24 protein-coding genes are annotated in these 26,110 nt (G+C 68.4%); 18 read left to right on the top strand and 6 right to left on the bottom strand.

What is annotated here, in order from left to right; all coding sequences use genetic code 11:
- The first annotated feature begins 18 nt into the window (after positions 1-18).
- The 4 genes from FPZ12_RS09980 to FPZ12_RS09965 all read left to right on the top strand — a co-directional run bounded on the left by FPZ12_RS09980 (position 19) and on the right by FPZ12_RS09965 (position 3,179).
- Positions 19-1,200: an acyl-CoA dehydrogenase family protein gene (locus FPZ12_RS09980; RefSeq protein ID WP_144757116.1), complete on the top strand. Its 1,182-nt coding sequence runs from the start codon at positions 19-21 to the stop codon at positions 1,198-1,200.
- 12 nt (positions 1,201-1,212) lie between these two features.
- Positions 1,213-1,680: a MaoC family dehydratase gene (locus FPZ12_RS09975; protein ID WP_144757118.1), complete on the top strand. Its 468-nt coding sequence runs from the start codon at positions 1,213-1,215 to the stop codon at positions 1,678-1,680.
- Between the two features lie 10 nt (positions 1,681-1,690).
- Entirely contained in the window at positions 1,691-2,149 is a 459-nt protein-coding gene (locus tag FPZ12_RS09970) for a MaoC/PaaZ C-terminal domain-containing protein (RefSeq protein WP_144757120.1), read from the top strand.
- 79 nt (positions 2,150-2,228) lie between these two features.
- Positions 2,229-3,179: a hotdog domain-containing protein gene (locus tag FPZ12_RS09965; protein ID WP_144757122.1), complete on the top strand. Its 951-nt coding sequence runs from the start codon at positions 2,229-2,231 to the stop codon at positions 3,177-3,179.
- Here the strand turns inward: FPZ12_RS09965 and FPZ12_RS09960 are convergent.
- From FPZ12_RS09960 to FPZ12_RS09950, 3 genes are read right to left on the bottom strand one after another with little or no spacing between them, the layout of a single operon-like run.
- Positions 3,154-3,684 (bottom strand): cupin domain-containing protein, encoded by a 531-nt coding sequence (locus FPZ12_RS09960; RefSeq protein ID WP_144757124.1) that lies wholly within the window; start codon positions 3,682-3,684, stop codon positions 3,154-3,156. The genes FPZ12_RS09965 and FPZ12_RS09960 overlap by 26 nt on opposite strands.
- 28 nt (positions 3,685-3,712) lie before the next feature.
- Positions 3,713-4,900, bottom strand: coding sequence for a CaiB/BaiF CoA transferase family protein (locus FPZ12_RS09955; RefSeq protein ID WP_144757126.1), 1,188 nt, complete (start codon positions 4,898-4,900; stop codon positions 3,713-3,715).
- A gap of 27 nt (positions 4,901-4,927) precedes the next feature.
- The gene (locus FPZ12_RS09950; protein ID WP_144757128.1) at positions 4,928-6,412 is read right to left on the bottom strand and encodes an aldehyde dehydrogenase; all 1,485 of its coding nucleotides are present in this window, start codon (positions 6,410-6,412) and stop codon (positions 4,928-4,930) included.
- 195 nt (positions 6,413-6,607) lie between these two features.
- On the opposite strand from FPZ12_RS09950, the gene FPZ12_RS09945 reads away from it, so the two are divergent.
- On the top strand, positions 6,608-7,927 hold the full coding sequence (locus tag FPZ12_RS09945) for an MFS transporter (protein WP_144757130.1): 1,320 nt from the start codon (positions 6,608-6,610) through the stop codon (positions 7,925-7,927).
- A 4-nt stretch (positions 7,928-7,931) separates the two neighbouring features.
- The gene (locus FPZ12_RS09940) at positions 7,932-8,939 is read left to right on the top strand and encodes an LLM class flavin-dependent oxidoreductase (protein ID WP_243769770.1); all 1,008 of its coding nucleotides are present in this window, start codon (positions 7,932-7,934) and stop codon (positions 8,937-8,939) included.
- A 40-nt stretch (positions 8,940-8,979) separates the two neighbouring features.
- Here the strand turns inward: FPZ12_RS09940 and FPZ12_RS09935 are convergent, their stop codons facing one another.
- Both FPZ12_RS09935 and FPZ12_RS09930 read right to left on the bottom strand, forming a co-directional pair.
- Entirely contained in the window at positions 8,980-10,446 is a 1,467-nt protein-coding gene (locus tag FPZ12_RS09935; protein WP_144760242.1) for an aldehyde dehydrogenase, read from the bottom strand.
- A gap of 16 nt (positions 10,447-10,462) precedes the next feature.
- Entirely contained in the window at positions 10,463-11,833 is a 1,371-nt protein-coding gene (locus FPZ12_RS09930; protein WP_144760245.1) for an MFS transporter, read from the bottom strand.
- Positions 11,834-12,003: 170 nt separating this feature from the next.
- On the opposite strand from FPZ12_RS09930, the gene FPZ12_RS09925 reads away from it, so the two are divergent.
- The 12 genes from FPZ12_RS09925 to FPZ12_RS09870 all read left to right on the top strand — a co-directional run bounded on the left by FPZ12_RS09925 (position 12,004) and on the right by FPZ12_RS09870 (position 24,975).
- Positions 12,004-13,185 (top strand): CaiB/BaiF CoA transferase family protein, encoded by a 1,182-nt coding sequence (locus tag FPZ12_RS09925; protein WP_243769769.1) that lies wholly within the window; start codon positions 12,004-12,006, stop codon positions 13,183-13,185.
- A 3-nt stretch (positions 13,186-13,188) separates the two neighbouring features.
- Positions 13,189-13,980 carry an enoyl-CoA hydratase/isomerase family protein gene (locus tag FPZ12_RS09920; protein ID WP_144760251.1) on the top strand — a complete coding sequence of 264 codons (792 nt, stop codon included), beginning with the start codon at positions 13,189-13,191 and terminating at the stop codon, positions 13,978-13,980.
- The gene (locus FPZ12_RS09915) at positions 13,977-15,209 is read left to right on the top strand and encodes an acyl-CoA dehydrogenase family protein (protein WP_144760255.1); all 1,233 of its coding nucleotides are present in this window, start codon (positions 13,977-13,979) and stop codon (positions 15,207-15,209) included. The genes FPZ12_RS09920 and FPZ12_RS09915 overlap by 4 nt, the downstream gene beginning before the upstream one ends.
- Positions 15,206-15,961 carry an SDR family NAD(P)-dependent oxidoreductase gene (locus tag FPZ12_RS09910; protein WP_144760257.1) on the top strand — a complete coding sequence of 252 codons (756 nt, stop codon included), beginning with the start codon at positions 15,206-15,208 and terminating at the stop codon, positions 15,959-15,961. The genes FPZ12_RS09915 and FPZ12_RS09910 overlap by 4 nt, the downstream gene beginning before the upstream one ends.
- A 32-nt stretch (positions 15,962-15,993) precedes the next feature.
- On the top strand, positions 15,994-16,872 hold the full coding sequence (locus tag FPZ12_RS09905; protein ID WP_144760260.1) for a 3-hydroxyacyl-CoA dehydrogenase family protein: 879 nt from the start codon (positions 15,994-15,996) through the stop codon (positions 16,870-16,872).
- Positions 16,873-16,902: 30 nt separating this feature from the next.
- Positions 16,903-17,766 carry a 3-hydroxyacyl-CoA dehydrogenase family protein gene (locus tag FPZ12_RS09900; protein WP_144760263.1) on the top strand — a complete coding sequence of 288 codons (864 nt, stop codon included), beginning with the start codon at positions 16,903-16,905 and terminating at the stop codon, positions 17,764-17,766.
- Complete coding sequence (locus FPZ12_RS09895; protein ID WP_144760266.1) at positions 17,763-18,542, top strand: enoyl-CoA hydratase-related protein; 780 nt, start codon at positions 17,763-17,765, stop codon at positions 18,540-18,542. Before FPZ12_RS09900 ends, FPZ12_RS09895 begins: the two co-directional genes overlap by 4 nt.
- Positions 18,539-19,546, top strand: coding sequence for an acyl-CoA dehydrogenase family protein (locus tag FPZ12_RS09890; RefSeq protein WP_144760269.1), 1,008 nt, complete (start codon positions 18,539-18,541; stop codon positions 19,544-19,546). Before FPZ12_RS09895 ends, FPZ12_RS09890 begins: the two co-directional genes overlap by 4 nt.
- Before the next feature lie 10 nt (positions 19,547-19,556).
- The gene (locus FPZ12_RS09885) at positions 19,557-21,209 is read left to right on the top strand and encodes an AMP-binding protein (protein ID WP_150980258.1); all 1,653 of its coding nucleotides are present in this window, start codon (positions 19,557-19,559) and stop codon (positions 21,207-21,209) included.
- Between the two features lie 29 nt (positions 21,210-21,238).
- Positions 21,239-22,624 (top strand): MmgE/PrpD family protein, encoded by a 1,386-nt coding sequence (locus tag FPZ12_RS09880; protein ID WP_144756293.1) that lies wholly within the window; start codon positions 21,239-21,241, stop codon positions 22,622-22,624.
- 11 nt (positions 22,625-22,635) lie between these two features.
- A complete protein-coding gene (locus FPZ12_RS09875) occupies positions 22,636-24,003 on the top strand; it encodes an MmgE/PrpD family protein (RefSeq protein ID WP_166462668.1) in 1,368 nt (455 codons plus the stop codon).
- Positions 24,004-24,207: 204 nt separating this feature from the next.
- Positions 24,208-24,975, top strand: a complete 768-nt coding sequence (locus tag FPZ12_RS09870; RefSeq protein WP_144756287.1) for a FadR/GntR family transcriptional regulator — start codon at positions 24,208-24,210, stop codon at positions 24,973-24,975.
- A gap of 65 nt (positions 24,976-25,040) precedes the next feature.
- Here the strand turns inward: FPZ12_RS09870 and FPZ12_RS09865 are convergent, their stop codons facing one another.
- Positions 25,041-26,084: an NAD(P)-dependent alcohol dehydrogenase gene (locus FPZ12_RS09865; RefSeq protein ID WP_144756284.1), complete on the bottom strand. Its 1,044-nt coding sequence runs from the start codon at positions 26,082-26,084 to the stop codon at positions 25,041-25,043.
- Between the last annotated feature and the right edge of the window lie 26 nt (positions 26,085-26,110).

Here is a 26,110-nt window from a genome sequence, read left to right as displayed (position 1 = left end):
GAAAGAGGTTCAGCCGAAATGTCCGTGACTACCACCGAGGCCGCCGGCACCGAGGTCACCCTCGACGACGTCCGCGACGCGGCCAGGGCGGTCACGTCGCGCTATCCCGACGAGTACTACCGGGAGCTCGACAAGAACGGCGGGTATCCGCACGACTTCATCTCCGAAGCCATGGAAAGCGGGCTCGCCGCGGTCATGGTGCCCACCGAGTACGGCGGGATGGGGCTCGGCGTCCGCGAGGCGTCGGTGATCACCGAGGAGATCAACCGGTCCGGCGGCGCCGGAGCGTGCATCCACGCCCAGATGTTCACCATGGGCATCGTCGCGCGGCACGGTACCGAGTCCCAGAAGGCGCGCTGGCTTCCCGAGGTCTCGAGTGGACGGTTGCGGCTGCAGTCCTTCGCGCTGACCGAGCCCGACGCCGGAACCGAGACCGCGAAGATCCGGACCACCGCACGGCTCGAAGGTGACGAGTGGGTCTTCAACGGGCAGAAGATCTTCATCTCGCGCGCCGCTCACACCGACCTGATGGTGATCATGGCCCGGACCAGCCCGTCGCCCGACCCCAAGAAGCCCGGTCTCGGGATTTCGTGTTTTCTCGTGGACGTCCGTGACGTCGATCCGAAGCACCTGAGCATGCGCAAGGTCGACGTGATGTTCAACCACCACACCTACGAGCTGTTCTTCGACGACTTCCGGGTGCCGGCCGACTCGCTGATCGGCGAGGAGGGCAAGGGCTTCCGGTACCTGATGGACGGTCTCAACGCGGAGCGGATCGTCGTGGCGGCGGAATGCATCGGCGACGGCCGGTGGTTCATCGACCGATCGGTGCGCTACGCGAACGAGCGGGTCATCTTCGGCAGGCCGATCGGGGCCAACCAGGGCGTGCAGTTCCCGATCGCGCGCGGGTTCGCCGACATCGAGGCCGCCGACCTGATGCGGTGGAAGGCCGCGGAGATGTTCGACCGCGGCGAGAAATGCGGTGCGGAGTCCAATATGGCCAAGCTGCTGGCCTCGGAGGCTTCCTGGAGCCTGGCCAATGTGGCGATGCAGACCCACGGCGGCTACAGCATGGCCTCGGAGTACGACATCGAACGGAAGTTCCGGGAAAACCGGATTTTCCAGGTCGCGCCCGTGTCGACCAACATGATCCTCAACTTCCTCGGCCAGCACGTGCTCGGCCTCCCGCGCTCCTACTGAAAGGGCTGAGCCATGAAGTCGTTGTTCTTCGAAGAGTACGAAATGGGCATGGTCTCCGAGACCGGCAGGCGAACGGTGACCGACTACGACGTGTCCACCTACATCGGGCTGGCGGGCTACCGCGGGCCGATGTGGTACGACCTCGAGTACGCGGCCAAGGATGCCTACTACGGCGGGCGGCTCGTGCCCGGGATGCTGGTGCTCACGCTCGCGGAGGGCCTCGTCATCGGATCCGGGATCATGGAGGACCGTGGCCTCGCGCTGATGGAGGTGACCCCGAAGTTCCGCAAGCCGGTTCTCGTCGGCGACACGATCTACACCTCCAGCGTCGTGACCGGGCTGCACCTCACCTCCCGCGGTGATCGCGGCGTGGTGACCACGGACAACTCGGTGCTCACCACCAGCGGCAAGACCGCCGTCGAGTACCAGGCCGTGCGCATGATCCGGGGCAAGGCGTTCAGCGAAGAGACCAAGGCGTAAGGGAATCCCCGTGGAGAAGCCGCAGTACTACTTCGAGGACTTCGAGGTAGGGGACAAGTTCATCACCCCGGCCCGCACCGTCACCGACTACGAGATCGGCCAGTTCGCGGGGCTGTCCGGGGACTTCAACCCGATCCACACCGACGATACCTTCGCGCAGGAAAGCGCCTTCAAACAGCGCATCGGGCACGGGCTGCTCACGCTGAGCGTGACCACCGGGCTGGCCAACCGGCTGGGCATCTTCGAAGCCTGCACGATCGCCCTGCTGGGTATCGAGGACTGGCGTTTCCTCGGGCCGGTGTTCTCCGGCGACACCGTGCACGCGGAGGTACTGATCAAGGAGAAACGGCTGACGAGCGACGGTCGGCGCGGGGTGCTCACCCGTGAATACACCATCGTCAACCAACGCGGCGAAGCCGTGCAGCGGGGAGTCCTCCCGCTGCTGGCCAAGTGCAGGCCCGCCGCCTGACCCGGCTCGATCCGTGTGCCGCGGGACCTGGCGCGGGTCCCGCGGTACACCTGTGCCCGTAGTGAGAGGAGTTCCTTCCATGCGTGACCTCGCGGGTGCGGTCGCGGGCCTGGACACTGCGATCCGTGCCGCGCTCGGCAGTGTGCGGAACGGCGCGTCGCATTTCTACGCCAACTTTGGTGGGCTCAGCTATGACGAGATCGGCGACGGCCGAAGCGCCGTGTTGGTGGCCGCCTCTCCTCAGGCGCTGACGGAGGACGGCGAGTTCGCCGAAGGAATCGTGGCGATGATGTTCGATCTGGCACTCGCGGCGGCGGTGCGTTCGGTCGTCGGCAAGGAACGCCGTTTTCCGACCGTGTCGCTGAAGATCGAATACCTGAGGCATCCCGTGCGTGCCGAGAAGCTGGTGTGCCGAGCGGCTACCGCGCACCGGATCGGCGACCTCGCGGCCGCGGACGCCCGGCTGGAAACAGAGGACGGACGGCTCGTCGCGCTGGCCACCGGGCGTTTCCTGCTGCTGCGTCCGAAACCGGGCACGGGGTTTCCGTTGTATCCCTGGGAAAGCGACCCGCCGCGCGTGCTCGACTTCGGGGACCTGAGCCCGCTTGAGCGGGAGATCCGGTCGTTCCTGCTCGCCGACATCGAGCGGTGGACCACCACCAGCGGGGTTCACCGGCAGATCCACCGGATCGACGTCGCTGGCTCGGACGGCCGTGCGGAGGCCCGGCAGCCGGTCGGCCCGCACCTGGCCAACCGCAACGGGAACGTGCAGGGCGGCATCCTGACGGGCCTGCTCGGCGAAGCCTGCGCGCATGCCGCGCGCACGAGCGATCCGGAACTTTCGCTGGTATCACTGCAAAGTACGTTCCTGCGGCCCGGGATGTTGTCCGGTTCCGCGCTTGCCGCGAAGGCGTCGACGGTCTTCACCGGCCGGCGGCTGGCCTGCGTCAGTGGCGAGGTTTTCGATGACAGCGGCGAATGCCTGGTCCGCGGCGAAGCTTTGTTCACGGCTTCCGGTCGGCCCCGATGAGCACGGCGGCGACGACGCACGGCTCGGCCGCGCGGTTGCGCCAGGCGTGCCAGGTGCCCTGCTGGACGACGCAGTCCCCGGCACGCACCGGCACTTCGCCGTCGTCGAGTTCCAGTGTCATCTCGCCCGAGATGACGTAGGTGTAGTCGATCGTGTCGGTGCGGTGCATCCCCGGCCGGTCCTTGTCGAACGCGTCCAGCAGCCCGGGCATCGGATCTCCTTGCCGCACCACGATTCGCGGGGCGGCGCCCGGTTCGGGCAGGAACTCGAAGACGACGAACCGGTGGCCGCCGGGGCCGGGGAAGAACGGTTCGGTCACCGCGTCCGGCTGCTCACCGGCACCGACCGTCGACGTGCCGTCGGTGGTCCCCCAGACGAGATTGCCGCCGAAGGTGGGGCGGCCGAGGTCGTCGACGGAGGTGCGCCGGGCGACGAGCCGCTCGGTCATCCCGGACGTACCGTCGTCGTTGATGTGGGTCACGATCGTGCGAACCTGATCGGGCATCGTTGCCTTCCTCTTCTGCTGTGCGGGTTCAGGCCAGGACTTTCCTGGTACGAAGGTCGTCGATCGCCGCTTGGTCGTAGCCGAGTTCGGTGAGGATGTCGTCGCCGTGCTCGCCGAGCCGTGGTGGCGCGTACCGGATTTCCACCGGGCTGGCGGAAAGGTGGATCGGTGAGCCCACCGTCGTGAAGCGGCCTTCGACGGGATGGTCCACGTCGAGCAGGACGTCGTTGACCTTCGTTTGCGGGTGCCGCAGGGCTTCGGCGATCGTCTGGATGCGGCTGCACATGATGTCGACCGATTCCAGCCGCTTCAGCCAGTAGGCGGTGGGTTTGGTCCGCAAGCGTTCGCGGAACAGGCCTTGCAGCGCGTCCTTGTTCGCGAACTGCAGCTCGGTGGTCCGGAACTCCGGGCGCTCGGACAGATCGTCGTCGAACTCCAGTGCGGTCGAGATGTCCTGCAGGGCGTTGTCGTGGAAGACACCGATCACCATGATCTCACCGTCTGCGGTGGGGAAAACGCCGTTGAGGGGCATCCGCCCGAAGTTCAGTTCTTCCCCGCGGGTCAGCTGCACGGTGGCCTCCATCGACTGCAGGGCCAGCGCCGAGTCGTACAGCGACACTTCGACCTTCTGCCCGTGCCCGGTGCGCCCGCGCGCGATCAGGGCGAGCAGGATGCCCTGCGCGAGGTGCATCGCGGTGGTGTAGTCGCAGATCATGGTGGGGTAGATGGTCATCGGCGCGGTGTCGGAGGTGCGGCGCGCGATGAGGCCGGTCAGCGCCTGGGCGATCTGGTCGACGCCGGCGCGGTGCCGGAAGGGCCCGCTCGACCCGTACGCGGTGCCCGACGCCCAGATGATCCGCGGGTTCAGCTCGGAGAGGGTGTCGTACCCGAAGCCCATCTTCTCCATGACGCCCGGCCGGAAGTTGCTGACCACGACGTCGGCACGGGCGGCGAGGTCGTGCACGATGCCGCGTCCCTCCGCGGTCTTGGTGTTGAGTACGATGCTGCGCTTGTTGCGGTTGAGGCTGAGGAACACCGGGTTGTCCGGGCCGCTGCGGTCCGGGATGACCGACCGCATCAGGTCACCGGCGGCGCGCTCGACCTTGATGACGTCCGCGCCGTAGTCACCGAGGACCTGGGTCGCGGAAGGGCCCAGCAGCGACTGGGTGAAGTCCAGTACGCGGATGCCGTCCAGGGGTTTCGTGGGATGTGCCAAAGGAATCCCTTCTCTCGGCGGTGGCGGTCAGGCCCGGGGGTTGAACGGGTCGGCGATGGTGCTGCCGGTATCGATCCACGCCGTCTTGACCTCGGTGTACTCGTCGGTGGCGTGGACCCCGTTCTCGCGGCCGATCCCGCTTTCCTTGAACCCGCCGAACGGCGCGACGTGGTTGGTCTTGCGGTAGTTGTTGATCCAGACGCTGCCCGCCCGCAGCCGCTTGATCATCCGGTGTGCGCGCGCGACATCCCGGGTCCAGACACCGGCCGCGAGCCCGAAGGACGTGTCGTTCGCGATGCGCACGGCGTCGTCCTCGCCCGAGAACTTGATGACCACCGCGACCGGCCCGAAGACCTCTTCGCGCGCGATCCGCATGTCGTTCGTGACACCGGTGAACACGGTGGGTTCGACGAACAGGCCCTGGCGCAACGCGGGGTCCTCGGGGTGTTTCCCGCCGGCGGCCAGGTGCGCGCCTTCGGCCTTGGCGATCTCGATGTAGTTCAGGACTTTGTCGTATTGAGCCTTGCACGCGACCGTGCCCATTTCGGATCCGGGATCGAGGGGATCGCCGAGCTTGATCTGCCGGGCCCTTTCGGTGAGCTGTTTGCTGAACCGGTCGTAGATGTCCTCATGCACCAGGACCCGCGAACCTGCCATGCACGTCTGGCCCGTCGCGGCGAAGATGCCGGCCATCACACCGTTGACGGTGTTGGCCAGGTCCGCGTCCGGGAAGACGATGTTAGGAGATTTCCCGCCCAGCTCCAGGGATACTCGCGCCAGCCGCTCGGCCGCGGTCACCGCGATTTTCTTACCCACCGCGGTAGACCCGGTGAAGGCGATCTTGTCCACGCCGGGGTGTGCGGCCAGCGCCGCACCTGCTTCGCCCGCGCCGGTGACGACGTTGACCACACCGTCCGGGAAGCCGGCTTCCTGGATCAGGCGCGCGAGGAAGAGCGTGGAGACCGGCGTGATCTCCGAGGGTTTGACCACGACCGTGCAGCCGACGGCGAGCGCGGGGCAGAGTTTCCACAGCAGCAAGGAGACCGGGCTGTTCCATGGGGTGATCGCGGCGACCACGCCGACCGGCTCGCGGACCGTGAACACCTGCATGTCCGGCACGCTCGACGAGAGGGTTTCGCCGGAGGGCTGCTCGGCGACGCCGGCGAAGAAGTAGCAGTGGTTGGCGAGCGCGGTCGTCTGCCCGGCCATCTCCCGGATCAGCTTGCCGTTCTCGCGCACCTGGATCCGGGCGAGCTCGTCGGCGTTTTCCTTGATCAGGTCACCGAGCCTGCGCAGCAGGGCGGCACGGTGCAGCGGGGTGGACCGCGCCCACGGGCCGTCGTCGAAGGCGCGCCGGGCGGCCTGTACCGCGTCATCGATGTCCTGTGCGGTAGCTGAGGGGACGGTGGCCCACGCTGTGCCGTCGAACGGGTTGACCGACGCGAGCGTCGCGCCCCCGGCGGCGGCGCGCCACTGGCCGTCGATCACCATCGCGTGAGTTTCGGCAGACATTCGGTATCTCTCCCAGGAATCGGCTTCGGCAAGTCCGATACTGTCGGACATTAGATAATGCGTCAACTAGCGGCATCAAGTGTCTTGACACTATCAGTAAAGTCAGACATTCTGGTGATATTGCGCACGGTTTTGCCTGGTCGGAGACTTGCCGACGGTGCGCGCGATCCCTGAATCCACCGAAGGAGGACGACAATGACGTCGCCCGTGACCGCGCGCCGCCGCATCGCCGGCGCTTCGATCGGCAATCTGGGGGAGCTGTACGACTTCTTCCTGTTCGGCTTCTCGGCACCCGTGCTAGCCGTCCACTTCTTCCCGAAGTCGAACCCCACGGCCGCGATGCTGGGCACCTTCGCCGTCTACGCGCTGGCGTTCTTCGCCCGCCCGCTCGGCGGCCTCCTCTTCGGTTTCCTGGGAGACCGGAAAGGACGGATCAACGTCCTCACCACGACCGTGCTGCTGATGGGTGCCTGTACGACGGCAGCCGGGCTGTTGCCCACCTTCGAAAGCGTGGGCGTGCTCGCGCCGGTCCTGCTGGTGGTGTGCAGGCTCGGCCAGGGCCTGTCACTGGGCGGGGAATCCAGCGGAAGCTACGCGTACGTGATCGAGTCCGCCCCCGAGGGGCGGCGCGCCCGCTGGGTCGGCTTCGCCGCCTGCACCGCGTTCCTGCCCGCCGCGCTCGTCGGGATTCTCGTTTTGGCAGTGCGGTCCGGGATGGGGGAGGCCGCGTACGTCGGCTGGGGCTGGCGGATCCCGTTCCTCATCGGCGGAGTGCTGGGCGCGGCCGGTTTCTGGCTGCGCAAACGACTCGACGACCCCGAAGAGTTCACCGAAGCCGCGATCGAGAAGGCGGCGGACGATCCACTTCGGACAGCGGCGCGACCGAGGATCAAGTCGATGCTGCTGGTCACCCTGCTGGGCTCCGCGCACGCCGTCGTGTCGTACCTGCTGCTCGGGTTCATGTACACGTTCCTGGTCCAGGTCGCGGGTCTCGGGCACACGGCGGCACTGCTGTCCAACGCCGGGGCGGTCGCGGTCCTTGCCCTGCTGTTTCCGGTCTTCGGTGCGCTGGCGGACCGCGTCGGCCGCAAACCGTTGCTGCTCAGCGGAACCGCGCTGCTCGCCGTCGTCGCGTACCCGGCGTTCAAGCTGGCCTCGTCCGGCACCGTCGCGGGTGCGTGTCTGGGCCAGGTGCTGCTGGTGCTCGCGGCCGCGCCCTGCGTCGCCGCCGGGTTCGTGGCGCAGCTCGAGCTGTTCCCGACCGCGGTCCGCTGCACCGGGCACGCGATATCCAGCAACCTGGGCAACGCCATCTTCGGCGGTACCGCGCCGCTGATCGCGGCGGCACTCGTCACTGGCTTCGGGTCACCGCTGGCGCCCGCCTTCTACGGCGTGGCGATCGGTGTGTTCGCGTTCCTGGTCGTGCTGGTCTTGCCCGAGACCAGGCGGTACCGGCTCCGCGACGCCTCCGCGCGCCGCGACGAGGAGCGGAAAGTGCTCCAGGCAGAAGGGTGAAACAGTGGAATTCGGCTTGATGCTGGCCAATCAGCAACCGCTCGGCACCGACCAGAGGGAGGCGCTGGACGAACAGCTGCGGTTGCTGCGGGTGGCCCGGGATTCCGGGTGGCACGCGGTGTTCACCGGCCAGCACTTCCTCAGTGGCGAGGTCACCGACATGCAGCCGGTGCCGTTCCTGGCCCGGCTCGCGGCGGACGCGGGCGATATGCGGGTGGGCGTCGGCATTCTCCTGCTCGCGTTGCACAACCCGGTCGAAGTGGCGGAGCATTTCGCCGCGCTCGACGTGATCTCGGGCGGGCGGCTGACCTTCGGGGTCGGGCTCGGCTACCGCCAACCCGAATACGATGCGCTCGGCGTCCCGATGACCGGGAGCGCGGCCCGCTTCGAGGCCAATCTCGACGTGGTGACCCGGCTGTGGGCCGGTGAGACGGTCGACGCCGACCTGCCCTGGTGCAGGCTGGACGGGGCGCGGCTCGCGCTCAGGCCGCTGCAGCAGCCGCGGCCCCCGGTCTGGATGGCCGCCAACAGCGACCCCGCGGTGCGCCGGGCCGCTCGGCTCGCGGACGCGTGGATGATCAACCCTCACGCGACGATCGACACCGTGCGTCGTCAGCTGAAGCTGTTCCACTCCGAGCGTGACGCGACAGGGCTGGCCGCGCCGGTGGAACTCCCCGCGATGCGCGAGATCTTCTGCGCGAAGGACCGAGCCACCGCCGCCGAACTCGCGTCGAAGTACCTCGCCGACAAGTACCGGATGTACGCGAAATGGGGGCAGGACAAGGTGATGCCGGACAAGGAGTCCTTCGACATCCCCTACGACGAACTGGCCGACCAGCGCTTCATCGTGGGCTCGCCCGAAGACTGTGTCCGTGCCCTGCTGCCGTGGCGGGACGAATTGGGCATCGACCACTTCGTCCTGCGTACGCACTGGGCGGGTATGCCTGTCGAGCCGGCCGCGGAATCGGTCCGGCTGATCGGCGAAGAAGTCCTGCCCGCGCTCAGCGCATGACCGGGATGGCCGGCCGGGTGTCACCGGCCGGCCATCCCGGTCAGGTCAGGCTCGCCGCGAACTCCGCGGGCAAGCCGACGGTCTTGAGCTCCACGTACGCGTCGAATCCCTCGGGGCCCATTTCGCGGCCGATCCCGCTTGTCTTGAACCCGCCGGTCGGGGCGTGCCTGCCCACCGGATTCCCGTTCAGCTCGACGGTTCCGGTGCGGATGCGCGCGGCTATGTCGAGCCCGTGGGTGAGGTCCGCGGTGAACACCGCGCCGTTGAGCCCGTAGGCGGAGTCGTTGGCGATCGCGACCGCCTCGTCCTCGTCCTCGTAGGTCAGCACCGCGAGCACCGGCCCGAAGATCTCGTCCTGGGCGATCCGCATTCCGGGCTCCACGCCGGTGAACACGGTGGGCTCCACGAACCATCCCCGGTCCAGGCCCGTGGGACGCCCGCCGCCGAGCGCCAGCTTCGCGCCCTCCGCGCGGCCGATCTCGACATAGGACTCGACGCGTTCCCGCTGGCGCGCGCTCACGAGCGGGCCGATCTGGGTCTCCGGGTCCGCAGGATCTCCGACCGGCATCGACGCGACCATCCCGGTCAGCCGGTCGACGAACTCCGTCTCCCGCGAGCGTGGCACCACGATGCGGGTCTTGAGGCTGCACACCTGGCCGTTGTTGCGCAGGGAGCCCAGCCGCAGGGATTCGACCGTGGCATCGAGATCGGCATCCTCCAGCACGATCGCGGCCGACTTGCCGCCCAGCTCCAGCGTTACGCGGCGGATGTCCTGCCCGCACAGGGAAGCGATCCGCCTGCCCGCGGCCGTGGAGCCGGTGAACGTCACCTTGTCCACGCCAGGGTGCGTGACGAGGTGTTCACTGACCTCCCGCTCCGCTGGGACGACGTTCACCACCCCGGGCGGCAGGCCCGCGGATTCGAGCATTTCGGCGAGCAGGTAGGCGTCCAGCGGTGTTTCCGGCGACGGCTTGAGAACCGCCGTGCAGCCGGCGATGAGCGCGGGCGCGAGCTTCATCACGGAGATCGCCATCGGCACGTTCCAGGGCACGATCGCGGCGACCACACCGACGGGTTCCCGCAGCACCAACGCGTTGCCGGAGTCCGACGTCCGCACGGAACGGAATGGGTAGGACGGGGCGAGTTCGAGGAAGGCCGCGGCGGCGGCCCGGGGCGCGGTCGCCTGGATCTTCTTGGCCAGCGTGATGGGGCAGCCCATCTCCTCGGTGATCAACGCGGCGACGACGTCCTGGTCTTCGGTGAGCCGTGCGTGCAGCCGGCGGACGACCTCCAACCGTTCTTCCAGTGGCAGGCGTGGCCATGGCCCGTGGTCGAACGCGATTCGTGCCGCCGTGACCGCACTGTCCACATCGGATTTCGTCGCGGCCGGAACCTCCGCGATCACCTCTTCGGTGAACGGCGAGATCACCCGGAGCTTGTCGTCCGACGCCGGATCGGCCCACCGGCCGCCGACGAACAGCTTGCCGTAGTTGCCCTGCCAGACCATTGATCTCCCATCTTCGTCAGCGCGCCCCGGCGGGCGCGCCCAGTCCTCGGTCGGTGACGGTCACGGCCAGCAGCACGACGCCCACCCCGGCCAGCGACCAGGCGAGCCGGTGCAGGCCGGCCGACGTGACATGGCTGCCGAAGCACAGCGCGATGAGCGTCGACGCGGCGATGGCGCCGAGGTACTGGGCCGTTCGGAACAGCCCGCTGGCCGTGCCGACCGCGTCCGCGGAAACCTGGCCGTACAACGCTGTCTGGTTCGTCACGCCGATCAGCCCCTGGCCGAGCCCGAAGAGGGCGGCGAGCCCTGCCAGCGCGGCGAACGGGGTGGCCGAAGAGATCGAGAACAGCAACCCCGAGCCACCGCACAACGCGGATGCCGCCAGTACCAGGCGGATCCGGACGCCCGTCGCGCGCCCGGAGGCGGCGGACGCGAGCATGGCGATCACCGACATCGGCACCATCACCAGGCCGGCCTTCGATTCGCTGAACCCGTGCGCCGCTTCGAGCCATTGCGCGTAGCCGTACATCATCGAGTACACGATCAACAGCCCGAGCGCCTGCCGCAGGTAGGTCAGCAGCAGGGCGCTGTTGCCGGCGAGCACGCGCAGGTCGATGAACGGCTCGCCGGCGCGCAGTTCCCGCCAGGCGAACGCGACGGCCAGGACCGCCGTCACGGCGACCAGGTACAACTCGTGCACCGACGGGGCCATGACGAAGAACAGCAAGACGACCAGCGTCGCGGCGAACAACACGATCCCCGCGATGTCGACGGGCACACCGGTCCGTGCCGGGCGCTCGTCCCGCGGCACCCACAGCAGGGCGGACACTAGCGCGACCATCCCGAGCGGGATGTTGACCGCGAAGATGGCGGGCCAGCCGAACAAGCCGATCAGCGCGCCCGCCAGCGCGGGCCCGATCGCCATGACGGTCTGGGAAGACATGCCCAGCACCGACAGCACCCGGCTGGGCACCCCGGAACCGGCGGCGTCCGCCCGCGTCCGCACCACCGCCATCGCGGCGGGGAACCCCGCGCAGGTACCGATTCCCAGCACCACCCGCACCCCGACCAGCCAGGGCAACGAGAGCGCGAGCAGACCGCCGAGACCTGCGGCGATCACCACCGCGGCGCCGGTCAGCAGGACGCGCCGGGCGCCGAACCGGTCCACAAACAGGCCGACGACGGGCTGGGCGACCGCAGTGGCCAGGTAGAGGGAGCTGATGAGCCAGGCCGTCCGGGCGGGCCCGGCACCGAAGGACTGACCGATCGGCACCAATGCCACGGTGATCAGCGTCGAGTTGACCGGATTCAGGACCGCGCTGGCGATGAGCGGCGTTACGACCCGGAAACCGAACGGGGTCCGCTCCGCCGCGCGCTGGGTCGTCATGGCTGCCGGAAAGCAGTGGACATGGGGACATCTTGGGCACCAGCCGAGGTATCGTCAAGTAGTAAGCAGTTCGGCGCCTATTGACACATGCTTTTAATGTCGGACAGTATCGGGTCATGCATTCGCACGCGTCTTCCCGCCGGAGCGGAGTGGCCGGACCACTCGCCGGCGTGAGGGTCCTCGATCTCACGACCTCTTACGCCGGCCCGACCGCTTCGATGTACCTGGCCGACCTCGGCGCCGACGTGATCAAGGTCGAACGACCGGACGTGGGCGACGACTGCCGCGGCTGGGGCCCGCCCTTCGCCGACGGCACGTCCGCGTGGTTCGCCTCGGCGAACCGCAACAAGCGGTCGATGGTGGTCAACCTCCGCACGGCCGAGGGGCTGGAGCTGGTGCACTCGCTGATCGGAAGCGCGGACGTGTTCATGGAGAACATGAACCCGTCCAAGCTGGTTCGCCTCGGGCTCGACCCGGAGACGGTCCGGGCACGCTGTCCCCGGATCGTCTACTGCGCGATGTCGGGTTACGGCCTCGACGGCCCGGACCACCGGCTCCCCGGCTACGACCTGGCGGCGCAAGCGCGATCGGGCCTGATGTCGGTGACCGGGGCGAAAGGCGGCTCGCCGCAGCGAGTCTCGACCGCGCTGTCGGACATCGTCACCGGGATGAGCGCGGCGCTGGCGATCAACGCCGCGCTGGTCCGCCAGCGCACGTCCGGCGACGGCGACCTCATCGACGTTTCCTTGCTGGACACCGACCTCGCCCTGATGGCACCCCGGATCGCGGCCTACCTCGCCGGCGAGCCGGAGCCCGCGCCCAGCGGCGGGACGGACTCCGTGCTCGCGGTCTACCAGCCGTTCCCCACGGCCGACCGCGACATCGTGATCGCGATCGGCAACGACCTGATGTGGCAACGCTTCTGCGCCGCGATCAAACTCGAAGAACTCGCCGCGGACCCGGCCCTTCGCGACAACGCCGGCCGCCGGGCGCACCGCTCCCACCTGACCGAGGTGATCGGCGAACGGCTCCGCGAGCGCACGGCGGCCGAGTGGCTGAAGGTGTTCGCCGAAGCCGACGTGCCCGCGTCGCTGGTACAGACGTTGTCCGAGGTCGTGGCGGATCCCCAGCTCAAGGCGCGCCAGAGTCTACTGCCGGTGCCCGAGCGCGAAGGTCTCTACGGCGTCCGCAGCCCGTTTCGGCTCGGCTCGGTGCCCGAGATCCGCAACACCTGCTTCCCGGCGCTCGGCGCGCACACCCGCGAGGTGCTCGAAGAGATGGGTGTGCCCCACCAGCGGATCACGGAACTGGCCGAGGCCGGGGCGGTCGTGTTCGGGAACGAGGAGAACTGACGCATGTCCGGCAACGAACTGCTCGTGGCGCACGACGGACCGGTCGCGACGATCACGCTCGACCGCCCGAAGGTCCACAATGCACTGAACTCCGCGACCCTGCGCGGTCTGGCGGAGGAAATCAGGCGGCTGACCGCCTCCGGTGCAGGTGCGATCGTCCTCACAGGGGCCGGGGAGAAGGCGTTCAGCGCGGGCGCGGACCTGGACGAGCTGGCCGGCCTCGACGCGCATCGCGCGCAAGAAATCCTCGGCGAGGGCCAGCGCATCCTGGCCGCGATCGAGCACAGCCCGGTGCCGGTCATCGCTGCGGTGAACGGCCTGGCCCTGGGTGGCGGTTTCGAACTCGTGCTCGCGAGTACCTTTTCCGTGCTGTCCCAGCGTGCCTCCTTCGGCCTGCCGGAGTCCGGCCTCGGGCTCATTCCCGGCTATGGCGGCACGCAGCGGCTTCGGCGAGTGGTCGGGACGCCGGTGGCAGCGCACGTGATGCTCTCCGGCAACCGGCTTTCGGCGCAGCGGGCCTACGAACTGGGCCTGAGCCCGCTGGAACCGGTCGAGCCTGGGGAACTGCTTCCCACGGCGGTGAAGCTGGCCGGGGACATCGCGGCCCGGGGCCCGCGCGCGCACGTGGCGATCCTGCGCGCGCTCCGCGTCGGCGCACCGACAGAAGCGGAGCTGGCCTACGAAACCTCGCTGGCCGCCATCGCAACCGGCGGCGCCGAAGCGGCCGAAGGTATCGAGGCTTTCAAACAACGTCGTGCGCCCGAGTTTCCCTCCGTGACACGGGAGAACCGATGACAGCGCTATCCGGCGTCTACGATGCCGACCGCTACGTCGCCGTGCAGAACGCGCTCGACGAGTCGGCCAGCGACCGGTTGCTCGACGACCGCGAACTCGCCGTGCGAGCCCGCGTCCGGGACGTCGTGGCCGCCGAAGTCGCGCCGCGTGCGGAGGAACTGGACCGCACCCACACCTTCGCCCACGACAGCTACCAAGCGCTCGCCGCCGCGGGCCTGGCCGGGCTCATCTTTCCGAAACGCTGGGGCGGCACCGAAGACACCAACGTGGCGTACGCCGTCGCGATGGAGGAGATCGCCGCGGGGTGCGCGGCCACGAGTCTCGTCTACATGACGCAGATGCACGCGGCCTACCCGATCTGGAAGGCCGGGACCGAAGAACTCGCGTCCCGCTACATCCCCGGTCTGCTCGACGGAACGCGCTACGGCTCACTCGGAATCACCGAGCCGGACGCGGGAAGCGACGCGGCGAGCCTGAAAACCCGTGCGGTGCCGAGGACCGAACACGGTCAGGTCGTCGGCTACACCGTGATCGGATCCAAGACGTTCATCACCACCGGGGATCGCGCCGACGTCGTCGTCTGCTTCGCGACAGTCGATCCGGCCATGCGCCGCAAGGGGATCACCGCGCTGGTCGTCGACGGAGACAGCGCAGGGCTCACCCGCGGACAGCCGTTCGTCAAGATGGGCATGCACGGGTCCTCCACTGCGGAACTGTTCCTCTCCGGCGTGGAAGTTCCGGCGGGCAACCGGCTCGGCGCGGAGGGGGATGGCTGGCCGATCGTGCTGACGTCGGTCATCAAGTCCCGGATCAGCGCGGCCGCGCAGGGCGTGGGGATCGCGCGTTCGGTCTACGGGCGGACTCTGACCGCATTGCGGTGTATCCATGGCAAGCGATTCCCGGACGAGGCCACGTTCGCGCTCGCCGATCTGCGCGGCGAAATCCTGCGAGGACGGCTGCTGCTGCTGGCGATCGCGCGCGAAGTCGACCGCGAGGAATCCCCGTCGCCGGGGCAGATCGGGATCATGAAGCAGAGCTGCACCGACCTCGGCTTCCGCGCGGCGGTCGAGGCCGCGCGAATCCTCGGCCCCCACGGCGACCTGGCGGATCTCGGCGTCGAGCGTGGCCTGCGCGACGCGAAGGTCACCCAGATCTATGACGGGACCAACGAAGTCCAGCGCCTGCTGATCGGGCGCGACACCGCACGCAAGGTCGAGGAGCTGGTATGACCGGATCACTCGAAGGCAAGGTCGCCATCGTCACCGGTGCCAGCCGGGGCCTCGGCCGGGCGATCGCCACCACACTGCGCGAGGCCGGTGCCGCCGTCACCGTGGCCGCGCGCACATCGTCCGATTTGGACACGTTCGTCAAGGAAACACAGGCGGCAGGCCGGGAAGCGCTCGCGGTACCCACCGATGTCACCGACGGCAAGGCGGTGCGGAACCTCGTGGACCGGACCGTGGAAGCGTTCGGCCGGGTCGACATCGTCGTCAACAACTCCGGAATCCTCGCCAGCACCCCGTTGCTGGAGCAGGACCCCGAGGAGTGGAACCGGGTGCTGGCCACCAACCTCGGCGGCGCCTACCTGCTGACCAGGGCGGCCGGCGCGCACCTGGTGAAGCAGCGCTCCGGCAAGGTCATCACCGTCGCCTCCAATTTCGGGCTCATGGGTGTCGCCAACCACGCCGCCTACTCGGTGTCGAAAGCCGCCCTCATCGCTTTCACCCGCTCGATGGCCATCGAATGGGCGAGACACAACATCCAGGTCAACGCCATCGCGCCCGGCTACTTCGCCACCGAGCTGAACGCCGAAATGCGCGCGGACGCCGCCACGACGGAGAAAGTCGTGCGCGCGATTCCGGCCAGGCGGATGGGCGAACCCGCCGAGCTGGGCCCGTGGGTGCGCCTGCTGGCCGGCCGCGAATCCGACTTCATGACCGGCGAAACCATCGTCATCGACGGCGGCCAGGCCGCGCACTGAGCCGCTTTCACCAGAGGAGGAGCTGAAGAACGGTGACAAACGCAACCAAGACCGTGGCCGTGCTCGGCGCGGGCACCATGGGCTCGGGCATCGCGACGGTCGCGACGCGCGCGGGGCACCGGACCCTGCTGTACGACCTGACCGACGACCGAGTCGAACGCGGGCTGACGACCGTGCGCGGATTCCTGGACAAGAGCGTGAAGCTCGGCAGGCTGACGGCCGAGCGGGGTGCCGCCGGGTCGGCCGGGATCACCGGTACCACGGATCTCAAGGACCTCGCCGACTGCGACGTGGTCGTCGAAGCCGTGTTCGAAGACCTCGAAGTCAAAAAGGAACTCTTCGGTGAGCTCGACGGCATCGTCTCGGACGAAACCGTCTTCCACACCAACACGTCCACGCTGTCGGTGACGGCGATCGCGTCGGGCTCGAAACGGCCCGAGCGGGTCGTCGGCACGCACTACTGCAACCCGGCGCCGCTGATGAAGCTGGTCGAGGTGGCGAACGGGCGGCACACCGCCGGCTGGGCACACCGCGTCACGGCCGAATACCTGGAGTCGGTCGGCAAGACGATCGTCGTCACGAAGGACAGGCCGGGGTTCATCGTCAACCGCTTCCTGATCCCGTGGGAGAACAGCTGCATCACCGCACTGGAGACAGGGCTCGGCACCAAGGAGTCCATCGACACCGCGGTCACCGGCGCGCTGGGCCACCCGATGGGCCCGTTCCGGCTGCTCGACATCGTCGGCCTCGACATCCACCAGCAGGTCGCGACGCGGTTGTACGAACAGCTCCGGGAGCCGCGGTTCTTCCCGCCGCCGATGGTCGGGCGGATGGTCGCCGCCGGGGATCTGGGGCGCAAGACCGGCCGCGGTTTCTACACCTACGACGACACCCGGTTGTTCGGCTCGTGACCGCCGGGCACCGACAAGCGAGGAGCATCAATGCTTGAGTTCGAAAGGGTCGCGGTCCTCGGCTTCGGCACGATGGGCGCGGGCATCGCCCAGGTCGCGGCTGCCGGTGGCGCGCAGGTCACCGTGCTGGAGGCTGATCAGTCGCGTGGGGACGATGGCATGCGGCGGCTGGGCGAGTTCCTGCAGGGCGGCGTCGACCGCGGCAAGATCACCGCCGACGAGCGCGTCACGATCCTGGGCCGGGTCCGCGCGACGACCACGCTCGCCGACCTCGCTGACGCCCGGCTCGTGATCGAAGCCGTCACCGAACGGGCCGACGTCAAAAAAGTGTTGCTGGCCAAGGTCTCCGAAGTCGTGGCGCCCGACAGTGTGATCGCCACCAACACGTCGGCGCTGTCGGTGTCGGAGCTCGCGACCGCGGTGTCGCACCCGGAACGCTTCGCTGGACTGCACTTCTTCAATCCCGCCCCGCTCATGAAGATCATCGAAATCGTACGGGCACTGCAGACCGCACCCGCGGTGCTCGACCGGCTCAAGGCTTTCGTCCAGGCCGTGGGCAAGGAACCGGTCGTGGTCAAGGACCGGCCAGGGTTCCTGGTCAACCGGCTGCTGATGCCCTACCTCAACGACGTCGTCCAGGCCTTCGACGACGATCTCGCGTCTGCCGAAGACCTCGACATCGCGCTGAAACTCGGCCTCGGCTACCGGCAGGGGCCGCTGGAACTCCTGGACATGATCGGGCTCGACGTGCACGAGCACGCGACCCGCAGCGCTTACGACGCGACGCTCGACCCGGCCTTCGCGCCACCGCCCCTGCTACGGGCGATGGTCGCGGCCGGGCGGCTGGGCACCAAGAACGGCAAGGGATTCCGCACGCGAGAGGCCGGGAAATGACCGACTACGAAGACATCCTCGTCGAGCGCGACGAGCCGGTGCTGACCATCACGATCAACCGGGAGAAAGCGGCGAACAAGTTCCGGCACCAGACCTGCCTGGAGCTGTTCGACGTGCTGCAGCGGTTTCGGCTGGACCCGAGGCTGCGTGCGGCCGTGCTGACGGGCTCGGGCGAGAAGTTCTTCTGCATCGGCGGCGAGCACGACGAGACCACGTCACTGGACCAGTCACAGGTCCTGCCGATCATCGATGTGTACCAGGCGATCGACACCATTCCGAAGCCGGTCATCGCCGCGGTCAACGGGTTCGCGGTCGGTGGCGGCAACGTGCTCGCCAACGTCTGCGACCTCACCGTCGCTTCGGAGAACGCGGTGTTCCGCCAGGTCGGCCCGCTCGTCGGCAGCTTCGACGCCGGATACGGCAGCTGGTACCTGGAGGACTCGATCGGCCGCAAGCGGGCGAAGGAGATGTGGTACCTCAACCGGAAGTACTCCGCCCAGGAAGCATTCGCGCGCGGCCTGGTCAACGACGTCGTCCCCGCCGCGGACCTGCTGGCGCGCGCCCGTTCGGTCGCGAGGGAGATCTCCTCGCGGAGCCCACTGGCCATCGGCGGGATGAAGGCGGCCTTCTCCGCCCGCCACAACGGAGTTTCCGGCCAGGCGCGGATGGCCCACGATCAACAGTTGTCCCTCTACCTCACGACCGGTGAGGCGCACGAGATGAGCAATGCGTTCGCCGAGCGCAGGGCGCCGGACCCCGAAAGGTTCTGGCAGTGAGCGGGATCCCACTGTCCCAGGATCAGCGGGACGTGATCGATCTCGTCGACGCCGTGGTCGCGAAATACGGCGAAGCGCCCGGCGACGACGCCCCGGACAAGATCGGGGAAGCGCGGCACGCCCTGGCCGACGCCGGGCTCTGGACGCTGGGCGCCGGCGAAGAGCGGGGCGGCGGGGGAGCGCCGCTGGTGCTCCGCCTGACCGCGCTGGCCGCGTTGGGACGATATTGGCCGGCGTTGGCCTGGTCGTCGGCACAAGCCCACGCGGCGGCGGAGGTTCTCGACGGACGGGTGCTGGAATCCGTGCACGCGGCACGAGACCTGGTGTGCGTAGTGGACGCCGATTCGCCGCGAAGCGAGCTGAACCAGGACGAAGCTCGTCTGCGTGGGCGTCTGTCGCGTTTGGACCCCGCGGGACGGTCACCGCACGTGCTGGTGCTCGGCGGTGATACCGCCTGGCTGATCGAGCCGGGTTCGCTCGGCTACGGGGATGTGCTGCGCCGAACCGGTCTTGCGGGCGCGATGACCATCTCGGCGACCGTCGACGCACCGGTGAACGGATTTCCCATGACCCCCGGGGTACGCGCACGCCTGCAGCTCGCGGGTGGCGCGATCGCGGCCGGGATAGCCGCTGAGGCGGCGGAGCGCGCCCTCGCCTATTCGCGCGAGCGAGTCCAATTCGGGGCTCCGCTCACCGCGTTGCCCACGGTCCGCCAGTCGCTCTTCGAGCAGTCCGCCACAGCGGCAGAGGCGTTCACGGAAGCCCTGGCCGCGCCCGAAACACCGCACCGGGCGGCCGCGGTGCTCGCCCGGAACTGCGAACGTGCGATCTCCGTCGCTGCGGCCGCGCTGCAATCCCACGGCGGCTACGGCTACCTGGCGGAATACGGCGTGGAGCGTCTTCTGCGTGACGCCGTCTCGCTCCGCGCGGCCACCGATGCCACGCACAGTGCCCGTGCCGCGGCGGCCGGAGCGGACACCGAAGTCCTTCTGGCGCACAGATAAGGAAATTCCCATGACACTGTCACTTTCCGGCCTCATGCGGACCGGTGGCACCCCGATCACCGAGGCGGACGTCGCACGGTTTCGCGCGGAGGGCCACTGGCAGGGCCGCACCATTCGGTCAGTCCTCACTGCGGTCGCCGCCGAACACCCCGAGCGGGAAGCGCTCGTCGGCTATCGGTCGGATGGCACCATCGAGCGGCAGACCTACCGTGAATTCGATGCCGCGGCCACGCACGCCGCGTCCGCGCTCGCTCACCTGGGGGTGGGCGCGGGCGACACGGTCGCCGTGATGCTCCCGAACTGGATCTCCTATGGGGCCCTGCTCTTCGGCATCAACGAGATCGGCGGCATCTATGTCGGCATCCCCGTCGCCTACGGCGAGCGTCAGGTAGAAGCGATCCTCCGGCGAAGCAAGGCCAAGGCCGTCGTGATTCCCCGACGCTGGCGCAGTGTGGAGCACCTCGAGCTCGTTCGGCGCCTACGTGGCGGGCTGCCCTCGCTGGAGCATGTCGTCGTCGTGGATTCCGACGATTCGGATCTGGGCGACGGCGAAATCTTGTGGTCCTCCTTGGACTCCGTGCCCGGTCGCGAATCCGGGGCCGGCGATCCGGACGCGATCTGCTACCTCGGCTTCACTTCGGGCACGACCGGGGAGCCGAAAGGGGCGATGCACACGCACGAAACCTTGATCTACAGCGCCGCCCAGCTCGCCGAGCACGTCGGCCCCGCGACCTTCGGTGACCCGATGATCCAGCTGGTCGCCTCCCCGACGGGGCACCACACGGGGTTCGTGTGGGGTGTGCTGTTCACCGTGTACGTCGCGGGTACGGGGGTGCACGTCGACCGCTGGGACCCGAAGTGGGGCGTCGAGATCATCCGCGCCGAGAAGGTCACCGCGTTCTTCGGAGCGCCGACCTTCCTGCAGGACATGATGCGCACCGACCTGGCGGAAGACCCGGACTGCCCGTTCCGGTGCATCGTGCTCGCGGGCTCCTCGGTGCCACGCAACCTGCCCGCTCAAGCTTCCCGTGCGCTCGGCGCCTACATCGCGCCGGCCTGGGGCATGACCGAATGCAGCATCATCATCTCCAGCACCCCGGCGGAGCCCGATCCGATCCAGACCACGGACGGCTCGGTTTTCGTGGGCTCGGAAGCGAAAGTGGCCGACGGAGCGGGTGCCGATCTGCCCGCCGGGCAGATCGGCGAGCTGCTCGTCCGGGGGCCGTCGCTGTTCCTGGGCTACTACGAGCGCCCGGACGCCACGGACGCCGCTTTCCTGCCTGGCGGGTGGTTCCGCACCGGTGACACCGCGAGCATGGACGAGCACGGCTGGATCTCCTTACGGGGCAGGGTGAAGGACATCGTCATCCGGGGCGGCGAGAACATCCCGGTGACCGAGATCGAAACCGTCCTGTTCGACCACCCCGGCATCCTCAACGCCGCGGTCATCGGTACCCCCGACGAGCGGCTCGGCGAGCGCGCCTGCGCGGTCGTGGTCACCAAGCCGGGCGTGACACTCGATCTCTCCGGGCTCTGCGAATTCCTTGTCGCGCAAGGTCTTTCCCGGCACTACCTGCCCGAGCGCCTCGTGGTGCTCGACGAACTGCCGATGACGCAGAGCGGCAAGATCCAGAAGTTCAAACTGCGCGAGCTCGTCGCCTGAGCCCGGTCGCGGAAAGGAAGGGAGTTTCCATGTCCATCGAGGAAGACTTCAGCCGTGTGCTCGCGCGCCACGTCGTGTCGGCCGGCTTCGACGATCTGACGCCGGAATCGGTCACCGCGGCCAAACAGAGCACGCTGGACACGATCGGTGTGATCCTCGGCGGCGGTGGCCAGATGGCGGCCATCCCCGGAGTCGTGGACCTGGTGAAGGACTGGTCCGGAAAGCCGGAGAGCACGATACTCGGGTTCGGTGGCAAGGTGCCCTGCGTCGATGCCGCCTTCGTCAACGGCGCGATGGCGCACGGCCTCGACTACGACGACCACCTGCCCGAAGGCCACCACCCCAGCAGCGCCACGGTGCCGGCACTACTCGCGCTGTCCGAACGGCTCGGCGGCGCCAGCGGCAAGGACTTCCTGACCGCCCTGGCTCTCGGCCAGGACATCTTCGCCCGCATCCGGACCAACATCGAAACCAAACAGGACTGGCACCTCACTCCCGTGATCGCCACATACACGACCGCGGCCGCCTGCGCGAAACTCCTGGGGCTGGACGAAGAACAGACCGTCGACGCCCTCGGTATCGCGTTCAGCCAGCTGGGTGGGACCTTCGAGCTGGCCTACGGCGTCGGCCACGACCTGCGCGGTATGTACGCGGGTTTCTCGGCCAAGGCCGGCCTGTTCTCCGCGCTGCTCGCGGAAACCGGGGTCAGCGGCATCAAGACCTCGTTCGAAGGCAGTGCCGGCTTCATGAACGTCTATTTCGGCGGCAAATGGGACCGCGCCGGGATGCTCGCCGGGCTCGGCGAGGACTTCCGTGGCTCGACCATCGTGTACAAGCCGTGGCCGAGCTGCGGCGCGAGCCATCCCTACGTGCACACGGTGCTGGGACTGGCACCGAAGATCGGCTCGGTGGACCACATCGAGAAAATCGAGGTCTTCGGCGGTGACTTCGCCAAGCGGCTGTCCGAGCCCGCCGAACGCCGCCGTCACCCGGCCACGGTGCTGGACGCCAAGTTCAGCATCCCTTACACGATCGCGCTGGCCCTGGCCCGTGGCACCGTCAGCCTCGGTGATTTCGACGAGGCGAGCAGGACGGACCCCGCGGTGGGCGCCATCGCCGACAAGATCGAGTTCGTCGACGACCCGAAGTACAACTGGACGTCCAGCCTTCCCACCGGTGCCGTACGTGTCACGTTGCGCGGGGGCGAGACGCTGTTCACCGAAACCAGTCACGACGAAACCCCTGGCAGCACGAGCAATCCGCTGAGCTGGGACGACCTGGTCGCGAAATTCGATGACTGTTGCGGGTACGCCGGGCGGGAGCTGAAGCCAGGGGCGCGCGAGAAGCTCATCGAGCAGACGCGCGTCCTCGAGCAGGTATCCGACGTGTCCGCCCTGCCGGCGCTGTTCGGCTGAGGGGGCACGCGGTGGATCAGCTGCTCGGTTCCCTCGTCGACTTCGTCTGCGAGGTCGATCACAAGACACTCGGCTCCGGAGCGGTGAGCCGCGCGGTGCGGCACACGCTCGACACGATCGGCTGCGGTGCCGGTGGTTTTCACAGCCGGCCGGTGGAGATCGCGCGCGGCATGGCGACTGGCGTGTCGGGCCCGGTGCAAGCCTCGCTCTACGGCAGTCCGAACAGGGTCCTCGTCGATGTCGCGGCCTTCGCCAACATCTCCGCCAACCGGAACCTGGACTTCAACGACTTCGGGCTGTCCGGACACCCCAGCGACATGATCGGCGGCTTGTTCGCGATGGCCGAGGCCAGCTGTGCCACGGGCGCCGACCTCGTGTGCGCCGTCTATCTGGCCTACGAGATCGCGACCGCGCTCGCGGAAGCGTCGCCGCTCTCGGAAAGCGGGTGGGACCAAGGACTTTACTGTTCGCTGGGCGCTGCGGCGGGCATGGCGAAACTGCGTGGCCTCGATCGCGAGCAAGTCGCGAACGCGCTGGCACTGGCGATCGTGCCTTCGGTTCCGCTGCGCGCGACCCGTTCCGGGGAACTGTCTGAATGGAAGGGGTCGGCCACCGCGCACGCGATCATGACGGCGTCGTTCGCCGTCCGGCTCGCGGAGCGGGGTATGACCGGGCCGGCGGAGCCGTTCGAGGGCAAGGACGGGCTGTTCGAGCGGGCCCTGCCGCCGTTCCAGGTCGAGCTTGGTGGCGAGGGGCCGAGCGGGATCGAGCGCGCGACACTCAAGCGGTATCCGGCCTGCTACTGGGGCCAGACCGGGATCGACGCGATGCTCGCGTTGCGCCCGCGGGTCGATGTCGCTCAGGTCGAGCGGATCGACGTGGCCACCTGCCACTCCTCCTGGTGGGTGACTGCCGGCGGATGCGGTGACGCGGACGCGAAGTGGCATCCGCGCACGCGGGAGAGCGCGGACCACAGCCTGCCGTACATGCTGGCCGCCGCGCTGGTGGACGGGAAGGTCACCGACGACTCGTTCTCCGATGAACGCCGCGCCGATCCCGCCCTCGCGGCGGTCGTGGGGCGGGTCCGGGTCGTGGAGGACGCGGAGCTCACCGCCCGCTCGGACCGCGACCGCTGTCCCACCGACGTCACCTTGGTACTCGCCGACGGGCGGCAGGTCAACGAGGTCTGTGACGTTCCCCGCGGTCATCCGGCCAACCCGATGACCGACGTCGAGGTGCGGGAGAAGTTCGACGGCCTGGTCTGCCGTGCGCTGCCGCCGGAGCGCGGTGCCGAACTCGGGGACCGGCTGTCCGCGCTCGACGAGGCTGAGAGCTTGGAGCCGATCGCACGCTTGCTGCGCGCGTTCGACAAAAGGTGATCAATGGTGCCCGGCCACCGTGACACGGGCTGGCCGGGCACCGGATCCGGAGCCGCCGTCCACGCCCTGTCCAGCAGGAAGGCGTGGGCGGCGTGTTCGTATCGGCGTGGCGCGCGGTCATCCGCGGCTCCCGCAGGTCGGTGTCCTACAATTGTCAATAGGTACATATCTTTCGATCGGGTAATCATCCGCTGGAGGGTGGGCATGTCGGCTGGGCTTGGCAATGGGGAGCAGGGGCCTGGTGGCGTGCCGGTTCTCGGACAGCGGGTGCTGCGGCCGCGGCAACAGGTGGAGGACGCCCTGCGGGGTGCGGTCCTGGGCGGAACGCTGAAGACAGGCGATCAGTTGCCTGCCGAGGCCGAGCTGGCGCGGCAGTTCAGCGTGTCCAGGGCGACGATCCGCGAGGCGTTGTCGGCGTTGCAGTCGCAGGGGCTGATCCGGCGGGTCCCCGGGGCGCGGGGCGGTTCGTTCGTCCAGGCCGTGGATCACCATTCGCTGGGCAAGGTCGTGCAGGAGTCGATGCACAACCTGCTGCAGCTGGGGAGCCTGAACTTCGCGGAAGTGGCGATGGTGCGTCAGTACCTCGAAGTACCGTCGGTGGTGCTGGCCGCGGCGAACCGTTCCGAGGAGGACCTCGCGGAGCTGCGCGAGATCGTGCAGCAGCAGAAGGCCGCGTCCGTGGACGACCCCGTCGTGCCGGAGCTGGACGCGCAGTTCCACACGGCGATCGCCCGGATGTCGGGGAACCGGGCGCTGGCGTCGCTGGTGTACGCGCTGCATCGTGAGTCGGAGCCGGTGTCGTATTTGGAACTGTCGCCGACGGTGGGGCGCAAGACCGTTTCTCAGCACCAGCGGATCGTGAAGGCGATCGCGGATCAGGACGAGGCCGCCGCGGAGGCGGCCATCACCGAGCACCTGAAGTACCTGCGCCAGCACATCAAGGCCGCCACCGAGAAGGCCCTCAAGGACTGACTCCCGCCGGACAGCGGCCGGGCCGTGCTCCACCGGATGGTGGGGCACGGCCCGGAGCTCGTCGGTCAGTTATCGTTCATCGTGCTGACGTCGATCACGAACCGGAACCGCACGTCACCCGCGCGAACCCGGTCGTACGCCTCGTCGATCTGGTCGGCGCGGACCACCTCCACCACGGCGCCCACTCCGTGTTCTCCGCAGAAGTCCATCATCTCCTGCGTCTCGGGAATTCCTCCGATGAGGCTGCCGGCCACCGACCTCCGATTGCGCCGGAGCGCGTAGGTCGAGACGGCCAGCGGCTTGTCGGCGGCGCCGATGTTCACCAGGACCCCGCCCACGCCCAGCAGGCCCACGTAGGCGTCGAGGTCGAAATTGGCGGGGACCGTCGAGACGATCAGGTCGAACGAGTCGGCCAGTTCCTTCAAGGTTTCCGGGTCCGTTGTCGCACGGTACTCGTCCGCGCCGAGGCGCAGGCCGTCTTCCCTTTTGTCCAGCGACAGATCCAAGACCGTGGTGTGCGCGCCGAGTGCCTTCGACAGTTGCACGCCGACGTGACCGAGCCCGCCGAAGCCGAGAATGGCCACGCGTTTGCCGGGGCCCGCTCCCCAGGCCTTCAGCGGCGAGTACAGGGTGATTCCGGCGCACAGCAGCGGGGCCGCGTTCGGCAGCGGGATGCTCTCCGGGATCCTGACCGCGAAATCCTCGTCCACCACGATCTTTTCGCTGTACCCGCCCTGGGTGGGTGAGCCGTCCGCCTGAATCGCGTTGTAGGTAGGGGTGAAGCCCTTGCGGCAGAACTGCTCCAGGCCGGCCCGGCAGTTGTCGCACTCCCGGCAGGAGTCGACCATGCAGCCGACCCCCGCGCGATCCCCGACGCCGAATTTCGTGACTTCGGGTCCTACCGCCGATACGACACCCGCGATTTCGTGCCCGGGGATCAGCGGGAACACCGTCGCCGTGTTCTGGGCTTTGTGGATGTCGGAATGGCAGATCCCGGAGTAGACGATGTCGATGAGGACATCGTGCGGCCCGAGATCGCGGCGTTCGATGGTGGCCGGGCGGAATGGTTCGCCGGGGCCGCTCGTCGCGCGTGCCTTGACAGTGATCATGGTCCTCCTTGCGGTCTGCCGTGGGC

The organism is Amycolatopsis acidicola, from assembly GCF_007713735.2.
GTDB classification, from domain to species: Bacteria; Actinomycetota; Actinomycetes; order Mycobacteriales; family Pseudonocardiaceae; genus Amycolatopsis_E; species Amycolatopsis_E acidicola.
This window is presented reverse-complemented; position numbering and strand designations above follow the sequence as displayed.